Here is a 13,754-nt window from a genome sequence, read left to right as displayed (position 1 = left end):
TCCCGTCGCGCGGATCGAGGACCAGGTGGTTGACGATACAGCCCAGCAGGATCGGCCCCTGGACCTTCCAGTCCCGCCGGTCGCCGTCGCTGCGGTAGATCCAAGCCCCTTTGCGGGTGCCGACGAGCAGTTGGGTCGCGTGCGCCATGGATGAACCTCCTCCTCCCCAAAGGACGTCCCAGCTGCGCCAGTCCCGACACGCGACCCGAAAAACGTCAAGCGCGAGCCCGCCTTCGACTTCGGGGTCCGTCCGACTGACTGCGACAAACCGGGGAACTTGACTCCCCCCGCATCGGGTTTAGAACAAAACTGGAACGAAAGGAGTCCGCAAAGCCATGTCCGGATCTCGCGCTCGGGAGCTCGCCGCTCTCAAGGCGAAGGTCGCCGCACTCGAAGCGGGCGGACGGGCGGACTCTGAATCCCTGCCGTTCGGGGCGCCTTCGATCGATGCCTGCCTGCCCCGCGGCGGCCTGCCGCTCGGCCGCTGGCACGAGCTCGTCGCCGGCGGGATGGAGACCGAGACCGCCGCCGCTCCCGCCGCCGTCGCCGCCCTCATGGCCGCGCCGCTGGCCCGCCGCGGGGAGGCGGTCTGGGTGGTGCGCCGCGACGACCTCTGGGCGCCAGGCCTGACGGGCCTTGGCTTCCCGCCCGGGCGGCTGATCCAGGTCTGCGCCCGCGACGAGGCCGAGGTCCTGGCGGTGATGGAGGACGCGCTGGCCACCGTCGGCGTGGCGGCGGTGTTCGGCGAGGCGGAGGCCGTGGACCTCACCGCCGGCCGGCGCCTGCAGCTCGCCTGCGAACGGCAGGGCGCCACCGGCTTCGTGATCCGCCGCCGGCCGTTCGGGGGCGCGGCGAAGCGCGAGGCGACGGGCTCGGCCGCCGCCACCCGCTGGCGCGTGACCCCGGCCCTGTCGGAACCGGCGGCCGGCGAGTTCGGCCTGGGCGCGCCCCGTTGGGCGGTGACGCTGGAGCGCTGCCGCGGCGGGCGGACGGGGGCGTGGCTGGTGGAGGCGGCGGGGGCCTATTCGCCGGAAGGTGTTTTCACGGAGAGGACGGATGTCGCGCATCCTCTGCGCCTGGTCGCCGATCTGGGCGATCGCGGCCTGGCGCCGGCGCAACCCGACCGCCGCGCCGCCTGAGGCGGTCCCCTTCGCCCTGCTGGCCACCGCGCGTGGCGTGCGCAAGCTGGCGGCCGTCAACGAGGCGGGCCTGAAGCTCGGCCTGCGCCCGGACCAGAAGGCCACCGACGCGCGCGCCCTGGTCCCGGATCTCGCCACCGCCGACGCCGAACCCGAAGCCGACGCCGCGGCGCTCACCGCGCTCGTGGACTGGTGCGTGCGCTTCTCGCCGGCCGTGGCGCCGGACGCCCCCGACGGCCTCTTCCTGGACATCTCCGGCGCCTCGCACCTGTGGGGCGGGGAGCGGGGGATGGTGGCCGACTTCCGGGCCCGGCTCGCCGCCAACGGCCTGCCGTTCCGCTGCGCCGTCGCCGACACCCCGGGCGCCGCCTGGGCGCTCGCTCACTACGCCGTGGACGGGACGATCGCGCCGCCGGGCGGGCAGAGGGAGCTGATCGCGCCGCTGCCGCCCGCCGCGCTCAGGCTCGAGCCCGAGGCCGCCGCCCAGATCGAGCGGCTGGGGCTGAAGCGGCTCGGCCAGGTCATGGACCTGCCGCGCGGCCCCTTCGCCCGCCGCTTCGGCCAGCCGGCGCTCGATCGCCTGGACCAGGCGCTGGGCCGCACGAAGGAGGCGCTGACCTTCCGCCGGCCGCCGACGCCGTGGTTCGCGAGGCTCGCCTTCTTCGAGCCGATCAGCGCGCCCGAGGACATGGCCCGCGTCGCCCACGACGTGACGGCGAAGCTCTGCGCCCGGCTGGAGGCCGAGGGCCAGGGCGGCCGCCGCTTCGAGCTCTGCTTCCACCGCCTGGACGGCAAGGCCCTGCCCGTAGGCGTGGGCCTGTCGCTGCCCGGCCGCGACCCGGCGCGGATCGCCAAGCTGTTCGTCCCCAAGCTCGACGTGATCGACCCCGGCTTCGGGATCGAGGTGGTGACGGTCGAGGCCCACGAGGTGGAGCCGGTCGGCGGGCGGCAGGTGACGCTCGACGCCCGCCAGCAACCCTCGGCTGAGGACGGCCTGGCCCCGCTCGTCGACCGGCTGGCCAACCGGCTTGGCGAGGACCGCGTCTGGCGCGCCGTGCCGGCGGAGAGCCACGTCCCCGAGCTGGCCGCGGCCCGCGCCCGCCCGCTCGCGCCCGCGCCGGACGCCCGGCCCTGGGATCCCGAGACGCCGCGGCCTGTGCGTCTGTTCCGCCGGCCCGAGCCCCTGGAGGGCGTCATTGCGCTCACCCCCGACGATCCGCCCAACCAGTTCCGCTGGCGCGGCCGCACCCACCGCGTCCGCCGCGCCGAGGGCCCCGAGCGGGTCGGCGAGGAGTGGTGGAGGCGCGACATCGGCGAGGTCTCGGTGACCCACGTGCGCGACTACTACCGGGTCGAGGACCAGGACGGCGCCCGCTTCTGGGTGTTCCGCGCCGGCCTCTACGCCCCCGGTCAGGCGGCGCAGTGGTGGCTGCACGGGCTGTTCGGATGACCCGCTACGCCGAGCTTCAGGCGGCCACCAACTTCTCCTTCCTGCGGGGCGCGTCGCATCCGCACGAACTGGTGGTCGGGGCCGCCGCCCTGGGGATGGAGGCGGTGGGCGTCTGCGACCGCAACACGCTCGCCGGCGTCGTCCGCGCCTGGTCGGCCATGCAGGACCTGCGCGAGGCCGGCTCCCGGATCCGCGCGCTCACCGGCTGCCGGCTGGACTTCGTGGACGGCTCGCCGAGCCTGCTGGTCTATCCATCCGACCGCGAGGCCTACGGCCGGCTGAGCCGGCTGCTAACGCTCGGCCAGCGGCGTGCGGAGAAGGGCGAATGCCGCCTCCACTGGACGGACTTCGTCGACCATGCCGAGGACCAGCTCGTCCTGGTGGTCCCGCCCGAACGGCTGGACGCTCGTTTCGAGGCCGACCTGAAGCGGATCGGGGGCGAACTGCCCGACGTCTGGCTGGCGGCGGCCCGCCGCTACGGCGCGCGCGACCTGCCGCGGCTCTCGCATCTGGCCGCCCTGGCGCAGGACGCCGGCGCACCGATGGTGGCCACCAACGACGTCCTCTACCACGGGCCGGAGCGGCGGCCGCTGCAGGACGTGCTCACCTGCATCCGGGAGACCTGCACCATCGCCGAGGCCGGCCTGCGGCTGGAGGCCAACGCCGAGCGGCACCTGAAGGGCCCGGCCGAGATGGCCCGCCTGTTCGCGAAGTTCCCGGGCGCGGTGGAGCGCAGCGTCGAGATCGTGGAGCGGATCGGCTTCGATCTCTCCCAGCTCAGCTACGAATACCCCGACGAGCCGGTGCCTCCCGGCAAGACCCCCATCCAGCACCTGCGCGACCTGACCTGGGCCGGGGCGGCGTGGCGCTTCCCGGGCGGCGTTCCGGAGAAGGAGCGCCGGGTCATCGCCCACGAGTTGGACCTGATCGAGAAACTGAACTTCCCCAACTACTTCCTCACGGTCCACGACATCGTCCACTGGGCGCGCGGCCAGGGCATCCTGTGCCAGGGCCGCGGCTCGGCGGCCAATTCCTGCGTCTGCTTCTGCCTCGGCATCACCGCCGTGGATCCCACCAAGCCGGACCAGGACCTGCTCTTCTCCCGCTTCATCTCCGAGAAGCGCGGCGAGCCGCCCGACATCGACGTCGACTTCGAGCACGAGCGGCGCGAGGAGGTGATGCAGTACGTCTACCGCCGCTACGGGCGGGAGAAGGCGGCCATCGTGGCCACCGTGATCCACTACCGCCCGCGCATGGCCATCCGGCAGGTGGGCAAGGCGCTGGGGCTCACCGAGGATATCACCGCGGCGCTGGCGGGCACCGTCTGGGGCTCCTACGGCGACGGGGTGCCGGACGCCCACATCCGCCAGGCGGGGCTCGACCCGGACGCCCCCGAGATCCGCCGCGCCACCGCGCTCGCCCAGGAGCTGCTGGGCTTTCCCAGGCACCTGTCGCAGCACGTGGGCGGCTATGTGCTGACCAGGCGGCGCCTCGACGAGACCGTGCCGATCGGCAACGCCGCCATGGCCGACCGCACCTTCATCGAGTGGGATAAGGACGACATCGACGCGCTCGGCCTGATGAAGGTCGACATCCTGGCGCTGGGCATGCTGACGGCGCTCCGCAAGAGCTTCGACATGCTGCCGGCCCTGCCGGACGGGACGCGGATCACCGACATCGCCGACGTTCCGCAGGAGGACGCGGGCGTCTACGAGATGCTCTCCCGCGCCGATTCCGTGGGCGTCTTCCAGGTGGAGAGCCGGGCGCAGATGTCGATGCTGCCCCGGCTGAAGCCCCGGAAGTTCTACGACCTGGTGATCGAGGTGGCGATCGTCCGGCCGGGGCCGATCCAGGGGGACATGGTCCACCCTTACCTGCGACGCCGGGAGGGCAGCGAGGCGGCCGAGTTCCCCGGGCCCTCGCCCGAGCACGGCCCGCCGGACGAGCTGCGCCAGGTGCTCGGCAAGACGCTCGGCGTGCCGCTGTTCCAGGAGCAGGCCATGCGGCTGGCCATCGAGGCGGCGAAGTTCACCGACGACGAGGCCGACGGCCTGCGCCGCTCCATGGCCACCTTCCGGGCCAACGGGCGGCTGTGGGAGTACCGCGAGAAGTTCATCGCGGGCATGGCGGCCCGCGGCTACGACGTCGAGTTCGCCCAGCGCTGCTTCAAGCAGATCGAGGGCTTCGGCTCCTACGGCTTCCCGGAGAGCCACGCGATCAGCTTCGCCCTACTGGTCTACGCCTCGGCCTGGGTGAAGAAGCACCACCCCGACGCCTTCTGCGCGGCCCTGCTGAACGCCCAGCCCATGGGCTTCTACCAGCCGGCCCAGCTGGTCCGCGACGCGCGCGAACACGGGGTGGAGGTGCGCCCGCCCGACGTCGGCTTCTCCGACTGGGACTGCACGCTGGAGGAGAAGGACGACCCGCGCCTGCCCCACCGGCCGCTCCGCCTGGGCCTGCGCCAGATCCGGGGGCTGAAGGCGGAGGACGGCCGCAGGATCGAGCTGGCGCGGAAGGCGGGCGCAGCCACGCTGGAGGACTTCGCCCTGCGCGCCGGCCTCTCGCGCCGGTCGCTGGAGCTCCTGGCCGAGGCCGACGCCTTCCGCTCCCTGGGGCTCGACCGCCGGGCGGCGCTGTGGGCGGTGAAGGGCCTGGCCGACGAGGTGGGCGCCGAGAAGTCCGCGCCGCTGGTCGCCCGCCAGAGCCTGAAGGAGGCCCAGGTGCAGCTGCCCTTCATGAGCCTGCCCAAGCAGGTGGCCGAGGACTACCGCACCACCAGCCTGTCCCTGAAGGCCCACCCCGTGGCCTTCTTCCGGGAGGAGCTGGCCGCCCAGAAGATTGCGCCCTGCCAGGCGCTGAAGGCGATGCGCGACCGCCGGCGTCTCGCCGTGGGCGGCCTCGTCCTGGTGCGCCAGCGGCCGGGCACCGCCAAGGGCGTGGTCTTCCTGACCCTCGAGGACGAGACCGGCATCGCCAACATCGTGGTCTGGAAGGACGTCTTCGAGGCCAACCGGCGCCTGGTCATGGGCGCCTCCTTCCTGATCGTCCACGGCCAGCTGCAGAAGGAGGGCGAGGTCATCCACCTTGTGGCCGAGCGCTTCACCGACCTCTCCTGGAAGCTCGGCGCCATGCGCGACGGCGAGGACCCGCCGCCGGAGGTGCGCAGCCGCGTCACCGGCCGCCTGATCCGCAGCCGGGATTTCCATTGACCGGCCCCCCGCGCCGCCGAATGCTCGCGGCGTTCACCGGGGAGGGGATGTCCATGCTGCGGTTCTTCGGCGCGCTCGCCTGCGCCCTTGCCCTGGCCGGCGCGGCCGGGGCCCAGCCGGTGAAGGCCCGCACGGAAACCGGCGTGGTCGCCGGCCAGGCCAACGACCGGGCGAACGTCTTCCTGAACATCCCCTATGCGGCCTCGCCCGTGGGACCGTTGCGCTGGGCGCCGCCGAAGCGGGCCGCCGCCTGGACGGGCGAGCGCGACGCCACCCAGGCCGGTCCCTCCTGCCCGCAGCCGATGAACGCCAACGGCACGCCCAACACCGGCGGCGCCAACGGTCCGGTCTCCGAGGACTGCCTGCAGCTCAACGTCTATGCGCCGAAGGGGGCGAAGGCCGCGCCCGTGATGGTCTGGATCCACGGCGGCTCCCACCGCACGGGCGCCGGCTGGGTCTACGACGGCTCCAGCTTCGCCCGCGACGGGGTGGTGCTGGTCTCCATCAACTACCGCCTGGGCGCGCTCGGCTACCTGGCCCACCCGGCGCTGACCAGGGCCGCGCGCGGCCGCGAGCCGGTCGGCAATTACGGCCTGATGGACCAGGTCGCGGCGCTCGAATGGGTGAAGCGCAACATCGCGGCCTTCGGCGGCGACCCGGGCAACGTCACCGTCTTCGGCGAGAGCGCCGGCGGCATGTCGACGCTGGCCCTCCTCGCCACGCCCAGGGCCCGCGGTCTCTACCGCAAGGCGGTGGTGCAGTCGGGCCTGGGCTGGTTCGCGCCGACCACCCTGGCCCAGAAGGAGGCCGAGGGGGCGAAGCTGCTGGCCCCGCTGGGCGTCGCGCCCACCGCCACCGCCGCCGAACTGCGCGCCCTGCCGGCCGAGACGCTGGCCGCCCTCGATGGCGGCTACGGCCCGTTCCCGGACGGGCGGCTCATGCCCGAGACCCCCACCCAGGCGCTGGCGGCGGGCCGGTTCGACGACGTGCCGCTGATCATCGGCTGGAACTCGGGCGAGGACTCGCTGATGGGCCCAGGCCCGCTCCGGCTCGAGCAGACCTCGAACATCCCGCCCGCCGCCCGGCTGGTCTACCGCGAGGAGGCCGCCGCCGGCGACGAAACGCTCGCCCGCGCCCTGTTCACCGACCGGGTGTTCGGCGGCCCCGCACGCTGGGTGGCGGCGAAGGCGGCCGACGGCAAGCCGGCCTGGCTCTATCATTTCTCCTACATCGGTTCGCGCTTCCGCCCGGCCGTGACGCGCGCCGGACACGCCGCCGAGATCCAGTACGTCTTCGAATACTGGGGCCGCCGCACGCCCATGAGCCAGGTCTCCGACGAGGATCGGGCCATGGCCGCCCTGATGCACGCCTGCTGGGTCGCCTTCGCCAGGTCGGACGCGCCAGCCTGCGGGTCCGAAGCCTGGCCCGCCTACCGGCCGGCGGCGGACCAGCTCATGGAGTTCGGCCCCGCCCCGGGCGTGCGGACCGGCTTCCGCAAGGCCCGGCTGGACGCCGTCCAGGCGGTAGCGCTGCCGACCCTGGGCCTGCCTGCGAACACGCCAACGAACTGATTCGCCAAGCGGGGCGTTTCCGGAGTCTCGACCCTGGGGATCCGGAGACCGGCATGGCCACCCGTCCGACATGGCAAGGCTACCTGCGCCTCAGCCTCGTGAGCTGCCCGGTGGCGCTCTACACCGCCACCTCGCGCACGGGCGAGGTGCACTTCAACATGCTGCACAAGGACACCCATAACCGGATCCGGATGATCCCTACGGATCCGGAGACGGGTCCGGTCGACCGCTCCGAGATCGTCAAGGGCTACGAGATCGAGAAGGGCCGCTACGTCGTCATCACCAACGAGGAGATCCAGGCGGTCCGGCTGTCCACGACCCGCACCCTGGATATCGAGCGCTTCGTCGGCGAGGACGAGATCGACCGGCTCTACTGGAACGACCCCTATTTCCTGGCGCCCGACGGCGACATGGCCGTCGAGGCCTTCACCGTGATCCGCGAGGCGATGAAGAAGGAGGGCCGCGTGGCCCTCGGTCGCCTGGTCATGCACCAGCGCGAGCGGCTGATGGCGCTTGAGGCGCGGGACAAGGGCATCCTCGCCTACACCATCCGCAACAGGCGCGAGGTGAAGCAGCCGGAGGAGGTTTTCGCGAACATCCCGGATGTGAAGCCCCCCGCCCAGATGGTCGAGATCGCCGCCAAGATCATCGATCAGCTTGAGGGCCCGTTCGATCCCAGCCAGTTCAACGACCGCTACGAGGACGCGCTCCGGGCCCTGATCAAGGAAAAGGAGAAGGGCCACTCGGTCACCGCCCCGCAGCAGCCGCAGGAGGCGGAGGTCATCGACCTCATGGAGGCGCTGCGGCGCAGCCTCGGCCAGACCTCGGGCGGCGGCGAGCGCCGCAAGCCCGCGGCCAAGTCGGCCGCCGGCCGCACGGCCGCCAAGAAGGCCGCCAAGCCCGCGGCCAAGAAGCCGGCCGCCAAGAAGCGCGCCTGACCATTTCCAGACGGGAGAGACCACGATGATGAAGACCCTTCTGACCACGGCCGCCGCCGTGACCGCCTCGGCCCTGGTGGTGGGCTGCGACCGCTCGGCCCAGAACGCCGACGGCGCCACCCAGGCCGGTGATCCCGGCGTGGCCGCCGCGCCGGGCACGGTGGGCGGCGCGGACACCGGACGCGACACCGGTCAGGGGGGCGAGGCGGGCGGCGCGGGCGAGATCGGCGTCCCGGCCGACACCGGCTCCCTGGGTCCCGGCTCCACGGGCGCGAATGCCGGCGACTCGCCCACGTCGGGCGCGCCCAACACCACAAACAACGCCGCCTCAGGCGCGCCGCCGCAATAGGCCGCGGCGGGAGGTCAGCCGGCCTCCGAGCGGCGGTCGTGGATCCGGCCGAGGCGGAAGCCCAGGGCCGCCCAGGCCGCCGCGAAGGCGGCGCCCAGCAGGGCCACCGCCCCGCCGGAGCCCATGGCCCCGATGAGGGCGTTCAGCCAGCCGCTGACCGCGTCGCCGCCGCGGTAGACCACCGTGTCGATGACGTTCTTGGCCTTGTACTTGGTCTCGTTGTCGACGGTGGTGAACAGCATCTCGCGGCCGGGCCGGATCAGGGCGTATTCGCCGACCCGGCGCAGGACCATCACCCCCGCCAGCACCGGGAAGGTGGCGACCGCCGCCAGCAGGCCGAAACCCGCCACCATGGCGACCGGCACGGCGGTCAAGAGGACGGTGACGCCCAGCCGCCGGGTCAGCCGGCCGGTGAGGAACACCTGCACGAAGATGGTCAGGCTCTGCACCGCGACGTCGATGGCGCTGAACACCTGGGTCTGGCGGGTCCTGTCCGGGAAGGTCGCCTCCACCAGCCGCGCCTGCTCGAAGTAGAGGAAGGTGGTCACGGTCGCCAGCAGCACCACGAAGAGGGACAGCCCGAGCAGGTAGGGCGAGCGCGCGATCAGGGTCAGGCCGGCCAGGACGTTCCCGCCGATCGGCCGCCCGGAGCTTGCCGCCGCCTGGGCCTCGCCCGGCTGGCGGTCGCGCCAGCGCAGCAGGAAGAGGACGGGCAGCAGGCTGGCCATCAGCAGGCCCGCCGAGATCAGCAGCAGGCCCGCGTGACCGACGGAGGCGACCAGCAGTCCGCTGGTCAGGGGGCCCATCAGGCCGCCGAGGCTCGCGCCGGCCGCGATCTGACCGAACAGCCGCTTCGCCTGGCCGGGATGGAAGACGTCGGCCATCAGGCTCCAGGCGATCGAGACCACGAACAGGTTGAACACCGACAGCCAGATGTAGAAGGCGCGGCCGAGCCAGACGTCGTCGCTGGCCCGCCAGATGCCGAAGGCGAAGGCCGCGAAGCTGGCGGCGAAGAAGCTGTAGGTGACCGGCAGCAGGCGGCGGCGCGGCATCTTCGTGCTGACCCAGCCGTAGAACGGCACCACCAGCAGGGTGACCACGAAGGTGCCGGTGAACAGCCACTGGAGATTGTCCACCCCGCCGGCGACGCCCATGGTCTCGCGCACCGGCCGCAGCATGAAATAGCCCGTGAACAGCAGGAAGAAGACCAGGAAGCCCGCCACCACGGCGGCGACCTCCTGCGGTTCGGCGACGATCAGGCGGGAGAGGGCGGCCGCCGGGCCCCGGCGGCGCGCGCCCTCAGAGGCCGTCAATGAACTGCTCCATCCGCGTGCGCAGCGCCGCATCCGGCATCCGGCCGCGGGCGGCCCCGAGGTTGTCGTCGACATACCGCGCCTGGGCCATGCCCGGCACGGCGCAGGTCACCGCCGGATGCGACACCACATACTTCAGGAAGACCTGGGCCCAGGTCGCGCAGTCGATCTCCTTCGCCCAGTCCGGCAGCGGCCGGCCCTGGGTCGCCTGGAACAGCCGGCCCCGTCCGAACGGCAGGTTGATCATCACGGCCATGCCGCGGTCGCGGGCCAGCGGCAGGATGCGCTCGGCCGAGCCGCGGTTGTCCAGGGCGTAGTCCACCTGGATCACGTCCAGGGTCTCCCGGCGCATCATCGCCTCGAAGTCGGCGTACTGGTTGTCGAACGAGGTGGTGGCGCCGAGGTAGCGGATGCGGCCCGACTGCTTGAGGTCGCGCAGGGTCGCCAGCTGGTTGGTGATGTCGCGCAGGTTGTGCACCGCGATCAGGTCGAGGCGCTCCGTCTTCAGCTTCTGGAAGGAGGCCTCGATCTGCGCCCGGCCGGCCTCCTTGCTGTCGGCGCCGACCTTGGTGGCGAGGAACAGGCCCGGCCGGATCTTCAGCTCCGCCACCAGTTCGCCGACGATGGTCTCGGCCTGGCCGTAGGACGGGGCGGTGTCGATCACCTTGCCGCCCAGGTCGTGGAAGCGCTTCAGCGTCGCCCGCAGCGGCGCTCGTTCCGCTTCCGTCGGCGCGGCGTCGTAGCGGCGGGCGGTGCCGACGCCCACCACCGGCAGGGCCTCCCCGCTCGACGGGATCGGCTTGGTGATGAGTTCCGCCGCCTGGGCAAGCGCCGGAAGCGGCAGGGCGGCCGCCGCGCCGGCGGCCATGAGGCTGCGTCTGGTGAGGTCCATGGCGTCGCTCCCTGTTCTGGTCCGGCCAGCGAAGCCGCCGGACGTCGCCAGAATGTTTCGAGGGATTGCGCCGGCGAAACGGGTGCGCCCTTGCCGACTAGGACTTCTTCTTCGTCAACATCTGGAAGGCCAGGACGACGGCGAGGACCACCACCACCGCCCAGGCGATCACCCGGATGGCGTCCACCAGGAAGCCCACCACCGCCGCGGCGAAGATCACCCCCAGCAGGATCACGATCCACTTGCCCATCAGCCCCTCAGCTTCCTGATCGCGGGCTCAAGCGGCCGCTCGCTGTCGAAATAATCAGCCCAGGCCTTGGTCTTCTTCAAGAGGCCGGGGGCGGTGCGGATGGTGTATTTCTTCGGGTCGAGGCCGGGCTTCACCTGGGCCCAGGTCAAGGGGAAGGACACCGGCGCGCCCGGCCGCCCGCGCGGCGAGAGGGGGGCCACCGCCGTGCTCATCCGGTCGTTGCGCAGGTAGTCGAGGAAGATCCGCCCGACCCGCTTGGCCTTGGCCATGTTGACCACGTACTTGTCGGGCTCCCCGGCGGCGATCGCCAGGCAGACGTCCTGGGCGAACTTCTTGGCCGTGGGCCAGTCCATCTTGCCCTTGCCGCCCTTCAGGGGCGTGACCACGTGCAGGCCCTTGCCGCCGGTGGTCTTGCAGAAGGAGACGAGGCCCAGCTCGTCCAGCTTCGCCCTCACCGTGAGCGCGGCCTCGATCACCCGGTCGAACGGGATGTCCTCGTCAGGGTCGAGGTCGAAGACCAGCCGGCCGGGCGTCTCGGGCGAGAAGGGCTGGTTGTTCCACGGGTGGTATTCCAGGGCCCCGATCTGGGCCATGGCGGCCAGGGCTTCGACCCGGTCGAGCTGCAGATAGGGCTTGTGGTCGCCGAACACCTGCACCTCGGTGATCAGGGCCGACGAGCCCTTGCCGGCGTGGCGCTGGAAGAACCTCTGCTCGCCGTTGATGCCGTCCGGCATGCGGATGATCGAGCAGGGCCGGCCCTTGATGTGCGGCATCATCCAGGGGCCGATCGTCTCCAGGTACTGGGCGAGGTCGAGCTTGGTGACGGGTTTGCCGTCGCCGCCGTCGGGCCACAGCGCCTTGTTCGGGTTGGATAGCAGGACCCCCATCACCACCGGGTCGGGCCCCTTCGCGGCGGCCTTCGGCTTCGGGGGCGCCTTGGCCGCCTTCGGCGTCGGCTCGGCGATCTCTGTGGAGAGCGGCGCGGGCGTCTCGGCCTCGACCTCGGCGGCGGGCTTGTCCTCCCGCAGCGCCTTGAAGGCGCCCTGCCGGACCATGCCGGAGCCGGTGAAGCCGGCGAACTCGATCTCGGCCACCAGTTCGGGCTTCGCCCAGTGGACGTTGGCCTCCTTGCGCGGCGCGCCGGGGCCGCTGAACGGGCTCTTGTCGCTCTCCGCCTTCTGCAGCCGGGGCAGGACGCGGGCGACCTTGTCGCGGCCGAAGCCCGTCCCCACCCGGCCGACGTAGACCAGCTTGTCGTCCCGGTGCACGCCCACCAGCAGGGAGCGAAGCTGGCCCGCCTCGCCCGTCCAGCCGCCGATCACCACCTCGTGGCCCGCCCGGCACTTGGACTTCACCCAGTCCTCGCCGCGGCCGGAGCGGTAGGGCGCGTCCAGCTTCTTGGAGACGATGCCCTCCAGCGACATCCGACAGGCCGACTGCAGCACGGCCTCGCCCGCGGTCTCGAAGTGGTCGACGTAGCGGATCCGCTTCTCGACCTTCTTCCCGGCCGCCTCGAGCGCCGCCTGGAGCCTCGCCTTCCGGTCCCGCAGGGGGAGGTTGCGCAGATCCTCGCCGTCCAGGAACAGGACGTCGAAGGCGAAGAAGATCAGGTTGGCGGTCTTCCCGTCCGACAGCGCGGCCTGCAGCGCCGGGAAGTCCGGCGAGCCGTTGTGGTCGAGCGCGCAGGCCTCGCCGTCGTAGAGGCCGTCCGGCAGGGCTGCGGCGTCGGCGGCGATCTCCTTGAACTTCGGTGTCCAGTCCAGGCCGGAGCGGGTCTTTACCTGGGCCTTGCCCTTCTCGACCCGGAGCTGAAGCCGGTAGCCGTCGAACTTGATCTCGTGCGCCCAGCCGGACCCCTGCGGCGGCCGCTCCACCGACTTGGCCAGCACCGGCGGCACGAAACCGGGAAGGCCCGCGGCCTTGAGCTTGGGCCCGGGCGCAGCCCTCAGGGCCGCGGCCTTGGGCGCCTCGGCCTCGGTGCGGTTCGATTGCCAGATGTTCTTCGCCGAGGCCCGGGCGCGGCCGCCCTTCATGAACGGCTTCGGCCCCTTGCCCTTCCCGGCGGCGATCTCGTCCATGCTCCGGCCGGAGGCGACCGAGGTGAGCGCCTCCTGCACCAGCCTGTCGCCGTGGCCGTCGAGTTCCTGGCCGTCACGGTGCTTGATCAGCAGCCAGTTGTCCTTCTTCTCGCCCGGCCGGCGCTTCATGCGCACCAGGACGAAGCCGCCCTTCAGCCGCTCGCCGTCCATGGTGAACTTGAAGTCGCCCTTCTTCAGCATGGCGTGGGGGTCGCCCTCGGGCTCCCAGTAGCCGCGGTCCCACAGCATCACCGTGCCGCCGCCGTACTGGCCCTTGGGGATGGTCCCCTCGAAGTCGCCGTAGTCGAGCGGATGGTCCTCCACCTCCACGGCCAGCCGGCGGTCCGCGGGGTCCAGGGAGGGGCCCTTGGTCACCGCCCATGACTTGAAGACGCCGTCCAGCTCCAGGCGGAAGTCGTAGTGCAGGCGGCTCGCCGCGTGCTTCTGGATGACGAAGCGCAGCCTGTTGGACGGCTTGACCGGATCTTCGCCGCTGGGCTCCTCCGTCTTGGAGAAGTCCCGCATCGACTGGTAGCGGGCGAGCTTCTTGTCGGCCATCCGGGCT

The 13,754-nt window shown here is 72.1% G+C and carries 10 protein-coding genes; 6 read left to right on the top strand and 4 right to left on the bottom strand.

Going from position 1 to position 13,754, the window contains the following annotated elements; genetic code table 11:
• The first annotated feature begins 335 nt into the window (after positions 1-335).
• The 6 genes from V7Z97_RS10615 to V7Z97_RS10590 are packed head-to-tail and all read left to right on the top strand — an operon-like array spanning position 336 to position 8,656.
• The gene (locus V7Z97_RS10615) at positions 336-1,139 is read left to right on the top strand and encodes an ImuA family protein (protein WP_334163392.1); all 804 of its coding nucleotides are present in this window, start codon (positions 336-338) and stop codon (positions 1,137-1,139) included.
• Positions 1,057-2,589, top strand: a complete 1,533-nt coding sequence (locus V7Z97_RS10610) for a DUF6504 family protein (protein ID WP_334163391.1) — start codon at positions 1,057-1,059, stop codon at positions 2,587-2,589. The genes V7Z97_RS10615 and V7Z97_RS10610 overlap by 83 nt, the downstream gene beginning before the upstream one ends.
• On the top strand, positions 2,586-5,798 hold the full coding sequence (locus tag V7Z97_RS10605) for an error-prone DNA polymerase (protein WP_334163390.1): 3,213 nt from the start codon (positions 2,586-2,588) through the stop codon (positions 5,796-5,798). The genes V7Z97_RS10610 and V7Z97_RS10605 overlap by 4 nt, the downstream gene beginning before the upstream one ends.
• Before the next feature lie 53 nt (positions 5,799-5,851).
• Positions 5,852-7,369, top strand: a complete 1,518-nt coding sequence (locus V7Z97_RS10600; protein WP_334163389.1) for a carboxylesterase/lipase family protein — start codon at positions 5,852-5,854, stop codon at positions 7,367-7,369.
• A 53-nt stretch (positions 7,370-7,422) separates the two neighbouring features.
• Positions 7,423-8,307 carry a non-homologous end joining protein Ku gene (gene ku, locus V7Z97_RS10595; protein WP_334163388.1) on the top strand — a complete coding sequence of 295 codons (885 nt, stop codon included), beginning with the start codon at positions 7,423-7,425 and terminating at the stop codon, positions 8,305-8,307.
• Positions 8,308-8,332: 25 nt separating this feature from the next.
• Positions 8,333-8,656, top strand: a complete 324-nt coding sequence (locus tag V7Z97_RS10590; RefSeq protein WP_334163387.1) for a hypothetical protein — start codon at positions 8,333-8,335, stop codon at positions 8,654-8,656.
• 14 nt (positions 8,657-8,670) lie between these two features.
• On the opposite strand, the gene V7Z97_RS10585 is transcribed toward V7Z97_RS10590, so the two are convergent.
• The 4 genes from V7Z97_RS10585 to ligD all read right to left on the bottom strand — a co-directional run bounded on the left by V7Z97_RS10585 (position 8,671) and on the right by ligD (position 13,747).
• On the bottom strand, positions 8,671-9,969 hold the full coding sequence (locus tag V7Z97_RS10585; RefSeq protein WP_334163386.1) for an NTP/NDP exchange transporter: 1,299 nt from the start codon (positions 9,967-9,969) through the stop codon (positions 8,671-8,673).
• Positions 9,956-10,861 carry an aldo/keto reductase gene (locus tag V7Z97_RS10580; RefSeq protein ID WP_334163385.1) on the bottom strand — a complete coding sequence of 302 codons (906 nt, stop codon included), beginning with the start codon at positions 10,859-10,861 and terminating at the stop codon, positions 9,956-9,958. The genes V7Z97_RS10585 and V7Z97_RS10580 overlap by 14 nt, the downstream gene beginning before the upstream one ends.
• Positions 10,862-10,958: 97 nt before the next feature.
• Positions 10,959-11,111, bottom strand: coding sequence for a hypothetical protein (locus V7Z97_RS10575; protein ID WP_334163384.1), 153 nt, complete (start codon positions 11,109-11,111; stop codon positions 10,959-10,961).
• Positions 11,111-13,747, bottom strand: coding sequence for a DNA ligase D (gene ligD / locus V7Z97_RS10570; protein ID WP_334163383.1), 2,637 nt, complete (start codon positions 13,745-13,747; stop codon positions 11,111-11,113). The genes V7Z97_RS10575 and ligD overlap by 1 nt, the downstream gene beginning before the upstream one ends.
• Positions 13,748-13,754 lie beyond the last annotated feature (7 nt).

This window comes from Phenylobacterium sp. (assembly GCF_036821595.1).
Lineage (GTDB): Bacteria > Pseudomonadota > Alphaproteobacteria > Caulobacterales > Caulobacteraceae > Phenylobacterium.
Note: the sequence above shows the minus strand (reverse complement) of the source record. Positions and strands in the feature narration are given on the sequence as shown.

Coding starts and splice junctions, on each gene's coding strand:
- V7Z97_RS10610 (WP_334163391.1), top strand. CDS start 1,057: ATGTCGCGCATCCTCTGCGCCTGGTCGCCGATCTGGGCGATCGCGGCC.
- V7Z97_RS10600 (WP_334163389.1), top strand. CDS start 5,852: ATGCTGCGGTTCTTCGGCGCGCTCGCCTGCGCCCTTGCCCTGGCCGGC.
- V7Z97_RS10615 (WP_334163392.1), top strand. CDS start 336: ATGTCCGGATCTCGCGCTCGGGAGCTCGCCGCTCTCAAGGCGAAGGTC.
- V7Z97_RS10575 (WP_334163384.1), bottom strand. CDS start 11,111: ATGGGCAAGTGGATCGTGATCCTGCTGGGGGTGATCTTCGCCGCGGCG.
- V7Z97_RS10580 (WP_334163385.1), bottom strand. CDS start 10,861: ATGGACCTCACCAGACGCAGCCTCATGGCCGCCGGCGCGGCGGCCGCC.
- ku (WP_334163388.1), top strand. CDS start 7,423: ATGGCCACCCGTCCGACATGGCAAGGCTACCTGCGCCTCAGCCTCGTG.
- ligD (WP_334163383.1), bottom strand. CDS start 13,747: ATGGCCGACAAGAAGCTCGCCCGCTACCAGTCGATGCGGGACTTCTCC.
- V7Z97_RS10605 (WP_334163390.1), top strand. CDS start 2,586: ATGACCCGCTACGCCGAGCTTCAGGCGGCCACCAACTTCTCCTTCCTG.
- V7Z97_RS10590 (WP_334163387.1), top strand. CDS start 8,333: ATGATGAAGACCCTTCTGACCACGGCCGCCGCCGTGACCGCCTCGGCC.